The sequence below is a fragment of the Nocardioides bizhenqiangii genome (genome assembly GCF_034661235.1).
In the GTDB taxonomy this organism is placed as follows: domain Bacteria; phylum Actinomycetota; class Actinomycetes; order Propionibacteriales; family Nocardioidaceae; genus Nocardioides; species Nocardioides bizhenqiangii.
The window spans coordinates 3861549-3876975 of record NZ_CP141059.1 but is presented as its reverse complement, the minus strand read 5'-3'; the positions used below and the strand labels follow the sequence as shown (position 1 = coordinate 3876975).

Below are 15427 nucleotides of genomic sequence, written 5' to 3'. Positions count from 1 at the left end.
TCGCTGTCTGTCGATGAGGAGGCCAAGCGCAGCGTCATCGGCGAGGTGCCCGCCGAGTCGATCATGGAGACGTTCCACCTCAACGTCTACTACGGCGACTTCCATGCGGTCCACGACGTCAACCTGACCTTCGGCAAGCACGAGATCACGGCCCTCATCGGGCCGTCGGGCTGCGGCAAGTCGACAGTGCTGCGCTGCCTGAACCGGATGAACGACCTGGTGGCCGGCGCCCGCGTGGAAGGCGCGATCAACTACCACGGCCAGAACATCTATGCGAAGGGCGTCGACCCGATCGCGGTACGGCAGCACATCGGCATGGTCTTTCAGAAGCCGAACCCGTTCCCCAAGTCCATTTACGACAACATCGCCTACGGCCCGCGGGTCATCGGCATGAAGGTCGACAACATGGACGACCTGGTCGAGGAGGCGCTCCGCGGGGCCGCGCTGTGGGACGAGGTCAAGGACAAGCTGAAGCAGTCGGCGTACGGCCTCTCCGGCGGTCAGCAGCAACGGCTCTGCATCGCCCGCACCATCGCCACGAAGCCGGACGTCATCCTCATGGACGAGCCGTGCTCGGCCCTGGACCCGATCGCGACCTCGAAGATCGAGGACCTCATGCTGCAGATGCGTGAGGACTACACGATCATCATCGTGACCCACAACATGCAGCAGGCGGCCCGGGTGTCGGACCGGACTGCGTTCTTCACCGCCAAGCCGGACGAGACGACCGGCAACCGCACCGGGTTGCTCGTCGAGTTCGACCGCACGAAGCGGCTCTTCTCCAATCCTGAGGACAAGCGCACCGAGGACTACATCTCGGGTCGCTTCGGCTGAGCGGCGGATGGGCGCACGTTCCGGGCGGCGCCTCTCCCGCAAAGCCGCCGGCCTGGTCGCCGAGGTCTCGTCACGGGAGCTGACCGTCCGCAGCTATCTGCACCGGTGGGCGGAAACCGCCGGTGCCCAGCTGCTGGTAGTGGACCCCGGCCAGGACGAGGGCGGTCTGACGGACGGCATGGCCGGCCGCGGGGTACACGTCACCTGGGTGCCGTCGACGATCGACGGCCTGGTCGAGTTCGGCCGGCTGGACCCGCACACCGTGGTGGTGTCACCGGAGGCCCCCGGGGTGCCCGCGGCGGAGTTCGTCACCGCGATCCGGCGGCACGGCTCGCCGTACGTCGTCGCGGCGCTCGACCACGACGACGCGGCCGAGATCGGCGGGTTGATGCTGGCCGGCGCCAGTGCAGTGGTGGCGCGTCCCTACTCGGCCGAGCACCTGTGGGAGCTGCTCAGCCACTCGCCACGGTCGCTCGAGAACCATGCCCGCCTGGTCGTCGGGCCGATCGACCTCGACGCCGCGGCCTACCGGGTGCTCATCGGCGGCGAACGGATCGCGGACCTGCCCCTCAAGGAGTTCGAGCTCCTGCGTGCACTGATGCTGCGCGCGCCCGGTGTCGTCACCGACGACGAGCTCCGGGACGCGCTGTGGGGCTCCGAAGGTGTCCGCCCGAGCGGCAACACCATCGCCATGCACGTCACCCGCTTGCGTCACCGCCTCGGCTCCGCCGCCGACGTACGCCGGATCCGCGGCCGCGGCTACTCCCTCACGGTGGAGCGCTCGACCGCGCACTAGCCTGGGCGACATGGCGGATCCCGAGCCGGACTACCGATTCACCCTGGCCAACGAGCGAACGTTCCTGGCCTGGATCCGCACGGCGTTGGGCCTGCTCGCCGCCGGAGTCGCGGTCGTGCAGCTGCTCCCCGACCTCGGCCCGAAGCCCCTGCGGCTAGCTGCCGGGCTGCTCCTCGCGTCCCTGGCGCTGATGCTGGCCGGCACCAGCCACCGACGGTGGCGCGACGTGGATCAGGCGATGCGGACGGGCGCCGCCATCTCGCGCCCCTGGCAGCCGTCGGTCACCGCCGTCGGAGTGAGTGTCACCGTGATCCTCGCGATGATCCTCATCTTCGCGGCTGACTGACGGGTCCAGCCCGGCTCAGAGTCGCGTGATCAGGTGCAGGATCCAGTAGGTCACGGCGGCGGCGGAGGCGGCCATGGGGAAGGTGAGGACCCAGGCGGTGAGGATCGTGCGGGCGACGCCCCATCGCACGGCGGAGAGGCGCTTGGTGGCGCCGACACCCATCACTGCCGAGGTGATCGTGTGGGTGGTCGAGATCGGCGCCTCGTAGACGTAGGCCGTCGTGTAGAGAACCGACGCGGCGACAGTCTCCGCGGCGAAGCCCTGCGGCGGGTCCAGGTGGATGATCCGGCGGCCGAGGGTGCGCATGATCCGCCAGCCGCCGGCCCAGGTGCCGAGGGAGATCGCGGCAGCGGCGGCGAAGATGACCCAGATCGGCAGCTCGCCGCCCTCGGACTCGGGCAGGACGTAGCCGCCGGTCACGAGCGCCAGGAAGATCACGCCCATCGTCTTCTGGGCGTCCTGGAGTCCGTGGCCGAGCGCCATCGCCGCGGCGGAGATCGTCTGAGAGATCCGGAAGCCGCGGTTGGCCTTGTGCGGGTTCGCCTTCCGGAAGATCCAGAACACGAGCAGCATCACGGCGAAGCCCGCGGCGAACGCGAAGAGCGGCGACAGGAACATCGGGATGACGACCTTCTCGACCACCGTGTCCCACGACACCGTGACGCCGCCGGCGATCGCCGCTCCGACCAGTCCTCCGATGAGAGCGTGCGAGGACGACGATGGCAGTCCGAAGTACCACGTGATCAGGTTCCAGGCGATGGCGCCGACCAGGCCGGCCATCACGATGATCAGGCCGTGGTTGTTCTGTGGGGGGGAGATCACGTCGCTGACCGTGTGTGCCACCTTCTGACCCAGGAACGCGCCGACGAAGTTCATGATCGCCGCGAGCGCGAGGGCGATCCGCGGCGTCAGGGCGCGCGTCGAAACTGACGTGGCGATCGCGTTGGCAGCGTCGTGGAAGCCGTTGGTGTAGTCGAAGACGAGCGCGACGACGACGACCGCGATCACGATCGCGAGGGTGACGGTCACGAGTGGGGAACCTCGGTCAGCTTTCCTTGACGGCGATCTGCTCGACGATGTTGGCGACCTTCTCGAAGGCATCGATCGCGCCCTCGAGGGATTCCTCTACGTCCTTGAGCTTGAGCACGTCGATGGTCTTGTACTCGCCGGAGAAGAGGTTGGCCAGCATCTTGCGGTGCACCTTGTCACCGGTGTTCTCGAGCCGGTTGATCTCGATCCAATAGTCCTCGAGCTCCTTCATCGACTGCAGCCGCGGCATCGCCTCGGCGGTGAGCTCCGCACAGCGCTGGAGGACGCTGACCTGCTCGGACAGCTCCGGAGGGAGGAAGGTGACCTCGTAGAGGAGGATCAGATCGACGGCCTCGTCCATCATGTCCATGACGTCGTCGAGGCCGGAGCCGAGCGCGTAGATGTCCTCGCGGTCGAACGGCGTCACGAACGTGCTGTTGACCTTCTTGACGATCTCGTGGGTCGTCTCGTCGGCGGCGTGCTCCGCGGCGCGCATGCGCTCGGCGACGTCGGCCCTGTCCGCCGAGTCCGACAGCATCTCGGCCAGCAGCTCGGCTCCGAGGACGAGGTGCTGTGCCGACTTGGTGAAGAGTTCGTAGAAGGAGGTATCGACCGGACGCAGACGCAGACGCACAGAAACTCCCGGTGAGACGGAGGCGAACGGCCTCATGCTAGGGGGTGAAGAACGCCTCCGCGCAACCGCGGTCCGCCCAACGGGCTGTGGCCTGCCGCACGTCGGCAGCGCGGGGCGTCCGCCAGGTCACAAGATCGACGACGTGCTCACCCGTGGCGGCGCTTCCGATGAGTCTCGATCAGGGCTTCTTGAAGCTGGACGGTGCCACGGTGGCGATCCCATTCGCCGTCGGGGCGGAGGACCCACGCATCGGTCTCGGGTGCGAACGCCTGGTCGAGCAGCGCACCGATCTCGGCCACACTGTCGGTCGTGGGCATGCGGACGAGCACCTCGACCCGGCGGTCCAGGTTGCGGTGCATCATGTCGGCGGAGCCGATCCACGCGACCGGGTCGCCACCGTTGCCGAACCAGAAGATCCGGCTGTGCTCGAGGAAGCGGCCGAGGATCGAGCGGACGGTGATGTTCTCCGACAGCCCAGGTACGCCGGGCCGCAGCGCACAGGTTCCGCGGATCAGCAGCTCGACCTGCACGCCCTCGCGCGAGGCCAGGTAGAGGGCGTCGATGACCTGCTCGTCCACCAACGAGTTGACCTTGAACCGGATCGCGGCCGGCCGCCCGGCCCGGTGGTGCGAGATCTCTGCCTGGATCTGCTCGATCAGCCCGGAACGCACCGAGTCGGGCGCGACCAGGAGCTCGTCGTACCGTGCCTTGCGGGACCACCCGCTCAGGTTGTTGAAGAGGTGCGCGACGTCGTCGCCGATCGCCTGGTTGGTGGTGAGAAGCCCGAGGTCCTCGTACATCCGGGCGGTCTTGCCGTTGTAGTTGCCGGTGCCGATGTGGGTGTAGCGGCGGATGCCGTCCGGTTCGTCGCGGACCACCATCGCCAGCTTGCAGTGGGTCTTGAGGCCGACCAGGCCGTAGACGACGTGGCAGCCGGCCTGCTCGAGCTTGCGTGCCCAGCGGATGTTGGCCTGCTCGTCGAAGCGCGCCTTGATCTCGACCAGCGCCAGGACCTGCTTGCCGGCGTCGGCAGCGTCGATGAGCGCGTCGATGATGGGGGAGTCGCCGGAGGTCCGGTAGACGGTCTGCTTGATGGCCAGCACGTGCGGGTCGGCCGCCGCCTGCTCGATGAACCGCTGGACCGAGGTGGCGAACGAGTCGTACGGGTGGTGCAGCAGTACGTCGTGCCGGCGGAGCGCCTTGAACACGTCGACGGGTGCGGCGGACTCGACCTCGGCGAGCAGGGGGTGGCTGCTCGGCACGAACGCGGGGTACTTCAGGTCCTCCCGGCCGAGGTCGGCGATGCTGTGCAGCCCGCGCAGGTCGAGCGGGCCGGGGAGCCGGACCACCTCCGCCATGTGGATGTCGAGCTCGGACACCAGCAGCTCGAGCACCGACGGCGCGATGGACTCCTCCACCTCGAGCCGCACCGGCGGACCGAACTTGCGGCGCAGCAGCTCCTTCTCCAGCGCTGCCAGGAGGTTCTCGGCGTCGTCCTCCTCGACCTCGACGTCCTCGTTGCGGGTGACCCGGAACGTGTGCGCCTCCAGCACCTCCATGCCCGGGAACAGCCGCGCGAGGTGAGCACCGATGACGTCCTCGAGGGGCACGAACCGGTCGTTGCCGAGCGGCACGAACCGGTCGAAGTTCGACGGCACCTTCACCCGTGCGAAGTGCTGCTTGTCGGTGCGCGGGTTCCGCACGACGACCGCCAGGTTGAGGGACAGGCCCGAGATGTAGGGGAACGGATGTGCCGGGTCGACGGCCAGTGGCGTCAGCACCGGGAAGACCCGCTCCTTGAAGAGCCGCTTGCAGGCACGCTGCTCGTCGCGGTCGAGGTCGGCCCAGCGGATCAGCTCGATGCCTTCGGCCGTCAGCGCCGGTGCGACCTGGTCTCGAAACACCTCCGCGTGCCGCTGGGAGAGCGCGCTGGCCTGCTCCCAGATCATCTCGAGGATCTCGCGCGGCATCTTCCCCGACAGGGCGCGGACGGCGAGACCGGTCGCGATCCGGCGCTTCAGGCCGGCCACCCGCACCATGAAGAACTCGTCGAGGTTGCTGGCGAAGATCGCCAGGAAGCGAGCCCGCTCGAGGAGCGGCAGGTCGGGGTCCTCGGCGAGCTCGAGGACCCGCTGGTTGAAGCGGAGCCACGAGAGCTCCCGGTCGAGGAACCGGTCGGGTTCGTCGGAGATCGCGTCGAGGTCGGCCTGCTCCGGGACGTACGAGAGCGCACCGACGTCGACAGCGCCCGCACCGTTCTGCGGCGCGGTCTCAGCCGTGTGCGGGACGAGCTCCTGGGCCATGGAAATGAGTGTGTCACCACCGGGTGAACGGATGGTGTCGTCCGCCAGGTGGAGCTCGTCTAGGGTCGCTCCTCGTGAAGATCCGCGACGCCGTCGAGGCGAAGGCACTCAAGACGGCGATGTCCGCGCCCGCTCGAATCCGTCGCGTGATCGCAGGCCGGCCGGTGATGCTCGACGGACAGACCCTGGCTCCCGACCTCCAGGTGATGCTGCGGTTGCAGGCGATCGCCCGCCCGCGCGACGAGGAGGTCCCGATCGCCACGATGCGCACGAACATGGTCAAGGAGACGGCACTGGTCGGCGGCGTCCAGGCCATCGGCGAGGTGCGGGACCTGACGGTCGCCGGCCGGCCGGCTCGGCACTTCCTCCCGACGGCGCCCGCATCCCCGGACCCCGGTCCACTGCTGGTGTTCTTGCACGGCGGCGGCTTCATCGAGGGCGACCTCGACACCCACGACGCCGCGTGCCGAGTGCTCGCCGAGCGATCCGGGGTGCCGGTCCTGGCGCTGACCTACCGGCGGGGTCCGGAGCACGTCTTCCCGGCCGCTCACGACGACGCCGACGAGGGCTACCGCTGGGTCGTCGACCACGCGGCCGAGCTCGGCGCCGACCCGAAGCGGATAGCGGTCGGCGGTGACTCGGCGGGCGGCAACCTGGCGGCATCGGTCGCGCTGGCAGCGGCGCGCGACGGCGTACCCCTCGCCTGGCAGCTGCTCATCTACCCGTGCATGGACGCCGAGCGCGACACGCAGAGCCTTCGCCTGTTCGGAGAGGGCTTCTACCTGACGACACAGTTCATGGACCGCGCCGACGAGAGCTATCTCCCGCTGCCGGAGCACCGTCGGGATCCGCGGATGTCGACGGTCCGTGCCAACGTCCCGCCCGGCCTGGCACCGGCGTACATCGTCACGGCCGGGTTCGACCCGCTCCGCGACGAGGCCGAGAGCTACGCCCGCAAGCTGGCCGACGCGGGTGTGAGCGTCGAGCTCCAACGGTGCACCGACCAGATCCACGGGTTCCTCAACATCGTGGGAGTCGGTAGCACGTCGCGGCACGCGGTCGAGGGGATCGCCGACAAGCTGCGTGCCGCGCTGACCTGATCCCGCGCCGCCTACAGGTCCGGTCGGTGCTCGCGCAGCCGGCGGACGAACTCGTCGGCGTTGACCATCCGCGCGTCGACCACGAAGTCGTCCATGCCCTTGCGGTGGAAGTAGACCTGCCACGAGGGGTCGCCGGGCTGCCCGACCATGTCGATGCTGGTGCTGGCCTGGCGGAGGTCGAAGCGGTACGACGTCTCGCCCTTCTTGATGTACACGACGCCGTTGGACACGGTGATCTCGCTCGCCCGGAGGCGGGTCCGGTGAGAGGCGTACGCGAGGCCGAGGGCGGTCACGACCATCGCGTACCCGAACGTGGTGTCGAGGTTGTCGTTGACGAAGGCCAGCAGCGCGACGGTCCCGGCGACCACCGCGGTGGCTGCCAGGATCACCGACAGGACCCGTGGATCGCTGCCGTCCCTCGCCAGCCCGCTCTCACGGCCGTCGAGGATGGAGATCGGCGACTCGGCGATGGACTCGAGCTCGGCGATCCGGGCGTTCGCGGCGGCGAGCTGGGCGGTCAGGTCGGCCACCTGCTGCTCCTGCTCGGCACAACGTGCCGCCAGAGCGTCGATCTCCGCCTGCAACGACTCCATCCGCGACTCGTCTAGAGGTCCGGACGCCATTGACGCAACGCCTCGACGAAGGTGCGGGGGTCCACGGCCTTGCTGTCGATCTCGACCGGCGACATGCTGCGCCGCAGGATCCGGATCTGCCAGTTGCGCTGGCCGGGCTGGCCGATCTGCTCGATCTGGGTGCTCGGGCTGGTGAGGTCGAACGTGCTGGCGTAGTCGCCGATCACGACCTTGAGCAAGCCGCGATCGTCGATGTGCACGGCGCGGGTGCTGCCGATCGCCCGGAGGGCGTAGAGGAGCAGCACAGCGGTGGCCACGCTCAGGGAGGCGCTCAGCTGGATGTCGTCGCGCAGCGTGCCTTCGATGGCGTACTTGCCGACCGCGACGGCACACGCGAGCGCGGCCATGATCGCGAGGACCGGCATCACGCCGCTCCCGCGCTTGGAGTGGTACGCCTGGTGCTTCCCGGTCGTCACCAGGGCGGGCTCGGGCTCCGGCTCCTGCGCTGGCGCGGGCTCGGGTTCGGGCTCCTCATCGGCCGGAGCGACGACGTCCACCTCGTCCTCGTCGGCGGCGAGGTCCTCGTCGAAGTCGTCGAGCTCGTCCTCGACCGTTTCGTCCTCGACCGGCTCGTCCTCGACCGGCTCTGCCGCCGTGACCTCGTCGACCACCTCGACCTCGTCGACCTCGTCGACCGGCGGCACGGCGAAGACGGGACTGGTCAGCGGGTCGAAGTCCTCGTCGGCAGCGGGCTCCGCGACGGCCGCGGCGGGTTCCTCTGTCTCGTCGACCGCGGCGGGCTCCTGGTCGGGAGCGTCGCTGGGCGTCGGGTACGGCCTGGCCCCGGGCCAGGATCCCGACCAGCGGTCGAGGAGCTCCTCCGGCTCAGCGGCCTGGGTCGCGGCGTCTGCGGTGGACTCGGCCTCCGGCGCGGTCTCGGCGGTCTCGTCTGCTGCTACCGCGCCGCCGGCGGTGCCATCGCCTGCCTTGAGCGCGACCCAACGGTCGAACAGCGTCTTCGGCGGCCCCGTCTCGTCGACGGTGTCCTCGGCGACGGGTTCTTCGGCGTCCCCGGCGACCTCGTCCCGACGGCGAGCGCCGGCGGGCGGCTCGACCGGAGCCGTCAGCGCCGTCCACTTGTCGAGCAGGCTCTCGGGCTCCGAGGGTCCGGTGGGTCCGGCGGCGACCCCGTCGATGGTCGCGCCGGCAGCCGCCGTTGCCGGCTGGGAGGGCTCCCAGCCCTCCGACTCCTTGATGGCGGCCCACCGGTCGAGGAGGCTCGCCGCGGGCGTGTCGGCCGACGCAGCGGCCGCGGCTTCGGCGGCCTGTTCCTCGGCGGCAGCGGCGGCGGCTGCGTCGGCGGCAGCCTGCTCCTCCGCTTCCGCGGCCGCGGAAGCGGCAGCTTCGGCGGCGGCCTGTTCATCGGCGGCGGCAGCGGCGGCTGCTTCGACAGCAGCGCGCTCCTCAGCGGCGGCCGTCGCGGCGGCAAGGGCCGCCTGGGCCGCGGCCCGCTCCTCGGCGGCGGCAGCAGCCGCAACGGACGCTTCGGCGGCCGCAGCCGCCTGCTCGTCGACCGCCCGTCGCGCCTCCGCGGCGATGCGCATCTGCTCCTCGGCGTGGGCCTGGGCCTCGGCGGCGGATGCCTCGATCGCGGCGGCCTGCGCGCGCGCCTCCTGGATCTCGAGGGTGAGCGCCGCTGCCCGGGTCTCGGCGTCCGCCCTGGCCCGGGCCTGCTCCGCCGCAACCTGCTCGGCGTCGGCCCTGGCCTGCGCCTGCTCGGCCGCGACCTGCTCCGCCGCGGCCCTCGCCTGAGCATGCTCGAGCGCCTGCTGCTCGGCACGCAACAGGTCGGCCTGGACGCTCGCGAGCGCGGTCTGCTGGGCGACCGCCGAGCGTTCGAGCTCGGCCAGAGCCTCGCGGGCGCGGTTCTCGGCGTCCATCCGGGCGCGGCTCGCGTCCTCGGCGAGCCGCTCGGCCTCGGCGAGGGCCATCGTGACAGCCATCTTCTCGTCGGCGAGCGACGCCGCGGACTGGTGAGCCGCGGCCGCGGCCGCCTGGGCCTCGCGGGCCAGCTCGACCTGCTCGCGGGCGGCCTCCTCGGCGAGCCGGCGGGCCTCGTGTGCCTCGGCTGCGGCGCGGGCCTGCTGCGCTGCTGACTCGTCGGCCGCGAGCCGGGCCGAGACCTGGGCCTCGGCACGGGCGGAAGCATCCTGGGCGCGGACCTCGGCGGCCTCGGCGGTCTCCAGCGCGATCCGTGCCAGGTCGGCCTGCTCACGGGCAGCTTCCTCGGCCGCCTGGCGGGCCACGTGCGCTTCGCGGGCGAGCTGGGCGTGCTCGGCAGCGGCGGCCTCGGCCGCTGCCCGCTGATCGACCGCCTCACGTGCGAGTGCGCCGTGCTCGGCGGTGCTGGACGCGGCCTCCTCGGCAAGCTGCCGGGCCCGCAGCTCCGCGGCCTCGGCGGCCTGGAACGCCTGTTCAGCCAGGGCCGCCTGCTGGCGGGCGGACTCCTCGGCCGCCGCCCGCGCGACCGCGATCTCGGCCGAGCTGCGCTCGGCCGCCTCCCGCTCCTCGAGGATCCGGCGGGCGAACTCGGCGTGCTCGGCAGCGGCGGCCGCTGCTGCCTCCGCCACGGCGCGGGCGCGTTCCTCGGCAGCGGCGCGCTCCTCGTGGGCGCGACGGGCGAAGTTGGCGAACTCCTCGGCGGCGGTCTCGGCCTCCTGCCGTGCGGTGGCCGCCTGCGCAGCGAGCTGTGCCTGCTCGCGGGCGAACGCCTCCGCCTCGAGCCGCTCGTTGTGGGCCGCCGCGGCGCGCTCCGCCTGCTCCTGAGCGTTGCGCTCGGCTGCCTCCCGCTTCTCGGACTCGGCTCCGGCGAGCTCGGCCCGCTCGCGCGCCGCTGCCTCGGCCTCCTCGCGCGCGGCCGCAGCATGGCGGGCGATCTCCTCCGCCTCGGCGCGCGCCTCGCTCGCCTGCGCGGCGAGTGCGGCCTGCTCCTGGGCGAGCCGGTCCGCCTCCTCGCGGGCCCTCGCGGCGCGCTGGGCGGCCTCCTCCGCCGCGATCCGCTCCGCTGCCTGCTCGGCCGCGGCCATCTCGGCGTCGCGGCGCAGCTGGGCGGCGAGGGCCGCGACCGCCTCCGTGTGGGCGGCGTCGACCGGCGCTTGCTCCTCGGCGAGCGTTGCCTGGCCGTCCCCCGAGACACGCGGCACCACGACGTCGCCGCGGCGGCGGGGCCAGAGCTTGCGCTGCGGGGGAGCGTCGGGGAGCGGCTCGGCGAACCCGATGTCGAGCGCGTCGGCGATGACCTTCCGCGCCGCGTCGACGTCGGGTGTGAACGGTGCCTCGGCCTCGGCGGTCGGCCGATCGGTCGCAGGCCGGGCGACGGCGGCCTCGGGCGTCGGGACATCGCGGTCGGGCGCGGGGGACGGCGTGCGGCCCCGGGCGGTCCGGGTGGCCGTCGGCGCCGGCTCCACGAGCCCGCCCCAGTCGACGTCGTCGTCACCCTCGGGCGCGAACTCGTCGTACTCCTGGGGCTCCGCCCGCGGACGACTGGAGACGCGTCCGGCGATGCCCACCGACTCCTCGTCGAGCTCCCCCTCGAGGGGGTCGGTCGACGCGTGCGCGCCGTCGCTGGCGGGGAGCTCGTCCTCGTCGGTGCTGTCCGCGGCCGCGGCACTGCGTCGGATGAACTCCTCGACGTCCTCGGCATCCAGCTCAGCGACCTCGGGCTCGTCGTCGTCGCGTCTCCGCCAGGGCAGCCTCCGGCCGCGCCCGCGGCGGGCGCTCTCGAGCTCGCGCTCGTCGTCCGGCGCAAGCCCGTCGTCGGAGACGGAACTCATAGGGGCCGATGCTATCCGGACGAAGGGGTTTCGTGTCGCAGTGGCGAGCCTTGGGACGGCCGCTGGAACTGCACATGGGTGTCGGTCGGCGCGTGGGTGAAACCGAGCCCGGAGTAGAGCCGCAGCGCCGGCGTGTTGTCGGACTCGACGTAGAGGTGCACCTCGGAGACGCCACGGTCGGCGAGGTGGCGGAGGCCGGCCACGGTGAGCACCCGGCCCAGTCCGCGGCCGTGCGCCTCAGGAGAGACCCCGATGACGTAGACCTCCCCGTGGTCCGCGTCGTGCCGCTTGGTCCAGTGGAACCCGAGCAGCTCACCGTCGGGTCCGAACGCGAGCAGCAGCCCCGCCGGGTCGAACCACGGCTCGGCCATCCGCTCGGCGAGGTCGGCCGCCGACATCCCACCCTGCTCGGGGTGGGCTGCGAACGCAGCGGCGTTGACGGCGAGCACCGCCTCGGCGTCGGTCGCGACCCCGAAGTCGCGGATCGTGACCCCGGCCGGCGGCGCCTCCGGCGGCAGGGGTATGGCGGACGGCCGCCGCATCACCCACAGCTCACGGGCCGGGACGAACCCGAGCCGCTCGGCGATCGCCCGGGCCGCCGGATGGTCGCCGTGCGACCACGCGGTCAGCTCGCCGGGCTCGGCTGCCGCCAGCGCCGCCAGTCGGCCGCCTCGTCCCTGCCCGCGGCCGGCCGGCGCGACGGCCAGGTCGAGAGCGCGCTGGTGCCGTAGCGCGAACGCCCCGTCCTCGACCCAGGCAGAGGTGTCCGCGAGCCCGTGGTGCTTGAGCCGTAGGTGCACCGACTCGTCGACCGGGTCGTGCCCGTCGACCGCCAGGCAGGCGCGTCGTACCTCGACGATGGCCGCGAGCGGGTCCGGGACGGTCACCTCAGCGACCCTAGACGAGACGAGGACACGCAGCGGACGTGCCGGGACAGGGCAGGGTCAGGCGTCGACGCTGGCGGTGTCGGCCCGGTCGGCGGTGGCCCGGTCGCTCTGGTTGTCCTTCTGGCCGTCCTTGGTCGGCAGCACGAAGCGGTAGCCGACGTTGCGGACGGTGCCGATGAGGGTCTCGTTCTCGGGACCGAGCTTGGCCCGGAGCCGCCGTACGTGGACGTCGACGGTGCGGGTGCCGCCGAAGTAGTCGTAGCCCCACACCTCCTGGAGCAGCTGCTGGCGGGAGAACACGCGACCGGGGTGCTGCGCCAGGAACTTGAGCAGCTCGAACTCCTTGAACGTCAGGTCGAGCACCCGGCCGCCCACCTTGGCCGTGTAGGTCGCGTCATCGACCACGACCTCACCGGACCGGATGACGTGGGCCTCGGGGTCGGCGGCCTCGCGCGCGGCTGCGAGCCGGCCGATCGCGAGCTTGATCCGCGCCTCGAGCTCGGCAGGGCCGCAGGTGTGGAGGACGACGTCGTCCATGCCCCAGTCGTGGGACACGACGGCGAGTCCGCCCTCGGTGGCCACCAGGATCACCGGCACGTCGGTGCCGGTGGTGCGGATGAGCCGGCACAGGTCACGGGACCCGGCCAGGTCCTGGCGACCGTCGACGAGCACCAGGTCGGACTCGGGCGCCTCGAGCAGAGCGCTGCCCTCGGCAGGCAGGATCTTGACCTGGTGGCCGAGGAGCGCGAGGCCGGGCAGCACCTCGGCCGAGGGCTGCAAGGCGCTGGTCAGAAGGAGAAGAGTGCTCATGCCGGGGTCTCCTGGCTGGCACGGAGTGCCGTAGAGAGACCGAAACGCAACACTGAGCCTCGGCCGGTTTTCTTGTGGGGGACGATACAGAAACCACGGCGTCACGCGGAAGGGAAGCGACGGTGAGTGAGACGCAGGTCATCCGGGTGCGGTACTGGGCGGCAGCACGATCGGCCGCCGGCACCGCCGAGGACGCCGTGTCCGTATCGGGACCGGTGACGTTGGCCGACCTGACCTCCGACGTCGTACGACGCCACCCCGCCTCCCGGTTCGCCGACGTGATCGCGGTCTGCTCGGTGCTGGTCGGCGACCAGCCGGTCGGGAGCCGCGATCCCGCGGTGGTCGTCGTGCCGCCGGGCTCGACGGTCGAGTTCCTGCCGCCGTTCGCGGGTGGCTGACCGGCCGGCTCCGCGAAGTATCCGCCGCACCGCCTGACGGTCGGTTAGGTTGTGCCGTCGAGCAGCGGGAAGTGGTTCACGCGCGAGAGAGGACGCACGGATCGTGCAGCGTTTGGTGAAGCGGATCGGACTGCGGCTGTGGGCGTTCCGCGCGTGGTTGCAGCAGCTGGTCGGCACCGTCCGGCTGTGCGGCGCGGCGGCCCGGGGGCGCGTCGACGAGCTGTGGATCGGCGACTCGCACGCCGTTCTCCTCAACGCCCCCTCGTTCGCGTTCGACCGCCTCGGACGGATCGGTGCCAACCGGTTCGTGTGGCACCTCGGTCCGCGACTGATGTTCTCGATCGCCCGGGGTGGGTGGCCGACCTCCGTTCGCGTGGTGACGGCGGTCCTCGGCCGGCTGCCGAACCCCCCTGGCGTCCTGACGTTCAGCTTCGGGGAGATCGACGTGCGGTGCCACCTGGCGAACCGGCTGGTCGACGGGAGGCTCGACACCGGGTTCGTCGCGACCTACGTCGACCGGATCGACGAGCTCCGCAAGCGCGCCGGCGCGGAGACCGCAGTCGTCGTCACGCCGGTCCCGCCGAGCGTGGACGTCACCGATCACGTCGCCTTCCCGGTGGTCGGCACGATCGAGGAGCGGCTGGTCGCGCACCGCGCGATCTGCGACGCCCTCCACCAGGAGGTCACCGCAGCCCGGCCCGGGATGCGCGTCACCGACCTGACCGCTCAACTCGCCGGCACCGACGGTCAGCTGCGCAGCGACCTCACCGACGACGGCTGCCACACCAACGACGCCGGCCGTGAGGCCGTGCGACGGGCGCTCAACCCAAGTCGCGCTTGACCTGGTCGTAGACCCACGCGTAGGTCCGGGCAAGGCCGTCGGCCAGGCTGATCGACGGCTCCCAGCCGAAGACCTCGTTGATCACCGTGTTGTCGGAGTTGCGGCCGCGCACGCCCTGGGGTGCGTCGAGCTTGTAGTTGCGCTCGCACCTGATGCCCGCGATGCCCTCGACGATGTCGACGAGCTGGTTGATCGAGACCAGCTCGGAGCTGCCGAGGTTGATCGGCTCGAGGTGGTCGGAGGCGAGGATCATCTGGGAGCCGCGCAGGCAGTCGTCGATGTACATGAAGCTGCGGGTCTGCTCGCCGTCGCCCCAGATCTCGATGCTGTGGTCGCCGGTGAGGGCAGCCGTGGCGATCTTGCGGCACACCGCGGCCGGCGCCTTCTCGCGGCCACCGGTCCACGTGCCCTCCGGGCCGTAGACGTTGTGGTAGCGGGCCACGCGGGTCTCGAGCCCGAAGTCCTCGCGGAAGTGCCGACACATCCGCTCGGTGAACAGCTTCTCCCAGCCGTACCCGTCCTCGGGCATGGCGGGGTAGGCGTCCGCCTCGCTGAGCGCGGTGACGTCCGTGTCGGTCTGCTTGTCGGCGGCGTAGACGCACGCGGACGAGGAGTAGAAGAACCGCTCGACGTCGTGCTCCTGCGCGGCCTGCAGCATGTGGGTGCTGGTCAGCACCGAGAGCATGCAGAGGGCCTTGTTGTTCTCGATGAAGCCCATGCCGCCCATGTCGGCCGCGAGCATGTAGACCTCGCCCGCGCCCTCGGTCGCCGCGAAGGCGTTCTCGCGCAGCGACAGGTCGCTCTGGACGTTGTCGGCGTCGGGGTGCACCTGGTACCACTCGGCGCTCGGCTTGACGTCCACCGAGCGGACGGACTTGCCCTGCGCCAGCAGGTTGGCCACCAGGTGGCCGCCGATGAACCCGCCACCACCGGCTACGACAACGTCGACAGATCGACTAGACATCTAGATAAACCCACTCTCATCGTCCGGCCCCCAAGAATCGGGCCCAACTCTGTCATCTGGCTCTGGCCGATGTGACAAAA

The 15427-nt window shown here is 71.2% G+C and carries 14 protein-coding genes; 6 read left to right on the top strand and 8 right to left on the bottom strand.

Features of this window, described 5'->3' with window-relative positions:
* The first annotated feature begins 63 nt into the window (after positions 1 to 63).
* The 3 genes from pstB to SHK19_RS18845 are packed head-to-tail and all read left to right on the top strand — an operon-like array spanning position 64 to position 1976.
* Positions 64 to 834, top strand: coding sequence for a phosphate ABC transporter ATP-binding protein PstB (pstB, locus tag SHK19_RS18855; protein WP_322454964.1), 771 nt, complete (start codon positions 64 to 66; stop codon positions 832 to 834).
* A 7-nt stretch (positions 835 to 841) separates the two neighbouring features.
* Positions 842 to 1630, top strand: a complete 789-nt coding sequence (locus SHK19_RS18850) for a winged helix-turn-helix transcriptional regulator (RefSeq protein WP_322454862.1) — start codon at positions 842 to 844, stop codon at positions 1628 to 1630.
* 10 nt (positions 1631 to 1640) lie between these two features.
* Positions 1641 to 1976 carry a YidH family protein gene (locus SHK19_RS18845; RefSeq protein ID WP_322937150.1) on the top strand — a complete coding sequence of 112 codons (336 nt, stop codon included), beginning with the start codon at positions 1641 to 1643 and terminating at the stop codon, positions 1974 to 1976.
* A 15-nt stretch (positions 1977 to 1991) separates the two neighbouring features.
* Here the strand turns inward: SHK19_RS18845 and SHK19_RS18840 are convergent, their stop codons facing one another.
* The 3 genes from SHK19_RS18840 to SHK19_RS18830 all read right to left on the bottom strand — a co-directional run bounded on the left by SHK19_RS18840 (position 1992) and on the right by SHK19_RS18830 (position 5942).
* Positions 1992 to 3005: an inorganic phosphate transporter gene (locus SHK19_RS18840; RefSeq protein WP_322454864.1), complete on the bottom strand. Its 1014-nt coding sequence runs from the start codon at positions 3003 to 3005 to the stop codon at positions 1992 to 1994.
* A 16-nt stretch (positions 3006 to 3021) separates the two neighbouring features.
* On the bottom strand, positions 3022 to 3639 hold the full coding sequence (locus SHK19_RS18835; protein WP_322454865.1) for a DUF47 domain-containing protein: 618 nt from the start codon (positions 3637 to 3639) through the stop codon (positions 3022 to 3024).
* Between the two features lie 146 nt (positions 3640 to 3785).
* Complete coding sequence (locus SHK19_RS18830) at positions 3786 to 5942, bottom strand: RNA degradosome polyphosphate kinase (RefSeq protein ID WP_322454866.1); 2157 nt, start codon at positions 5940 to 5942, stop codon at positions 3786 to 3788.
* A 74-nt stretch (positions 5943 to 6016) separates the two neighbouring features.
* Between SHK19_RS18830 and SHK19_RS18825 the strand changes: the two genes are divergently transcribed.
* Positions 6017 to 7042, top strand: a complete 1026-nt coding sequence (locus SHK19_RS18825) for an alpha/beta hydrolase (protein ID WP_322937148.1) — start codon at positions 6017 to 6019, stop codon at positions 7040 to 7042.
* 11 nt (positions 7043 to 7053) lie between these two features.
* Here the strand turns inward: SHK19_RS18825 and SHK19_RS18820 are convergent, their stop codons facing one another.
* The 4 genes from SHK19_RS18820 to SHK19_RS18805 are packed head-to-tail and all read right to left on the bottom strand — an operon-like array spanning position 7054 to position 13144.
* A complete protein-coding gene (locus SHK19_RS18820; protein WP_322937147.1) occupies positions 7054 to 7635 on the bottom strand; it encodes a hypothetical protein in 582 nt (193 codons plus the stop codon).
* 11 nt (positions 7636 to 7646) lie between these two features.
* Entirely contained in the window at positions 7647 to 11447 is a 3801-nt protein-coding gene (locus SHK19_RS18815; protein WP_322937146.1) for a hypothetical protein, read from the bottom strand.
* 11 nt (positions 11448 to 11458) lie between these two features.
* The gene (gene mshD, locus SHK19_RS18810) at positions 11459 to 12334 is read right to left on the bottom strand and encodes a mycothiol synthase (RefSeq protein WP_322937145.1); all 876 of its coding nucleotides are present in this window, start codon (positions 12332 to 12334) and stop codon (positions 11459 to 11461) included.
* A 57-nt stretch (positions 12335 to 12391) separates the two neighbouring features.
* A complete protein-coding gene (locus SHK19_RS18805; RefSeq protein ID WP_322937144.1) occupies positions 12392 to 13144 on the bottom strand; it encodes a response regulator transcription factor in 753 nt (250 codons plus the stop codon).
* A gap of 122 nt (positions 13145 to 13266) precedes the next feature.
* Here SHK19_RS18805 and SHK19_RS18800 point away from each other — a divergent pair, with 122 nt between their 5' ends.
* Entirely contained in the window at positions 13267 to 13542 is a 276-nt protein-coding gene (locus SHK19_RS18800) for a MoaD/ThiS family protein (RefSeq protein WP_322454872.1), read from the top strand.
* A 103-nt stretch (positions 13543 to 13645) separates the two neighbouring features.
* On the top strand, positions 13646 to 14383 hold the full coding sequence (locus SHK19_RS18795) for an SGNH/GDSL hydrolase family protein (protein ID WP_322937143.1): 738 nt from the start codon (positions 13646 to 13648) through the stop codon (positions 14381 to 14383).
* Here SHK19_RS18795 and SHK19_RS18790 read toward each other — a convergent pair.
* On the bottom strand, positions 14364 to 15347 hold the full coding sequence (locus tag SHK19_RS18790) for an NAD-dependent epimerase/dehydratase family protein (protein ID WP_322454874.1): 984 nt from the start codon (positions 15345 to 15347) through the stop codon (positions 14364 to 14366). The genes SHK19_RS18795 and SHK19_RS18790 overlap by 20 nt on opposite strands.
* Positions 15348 to 15427 lie beyond the last annotated feature (80 nt).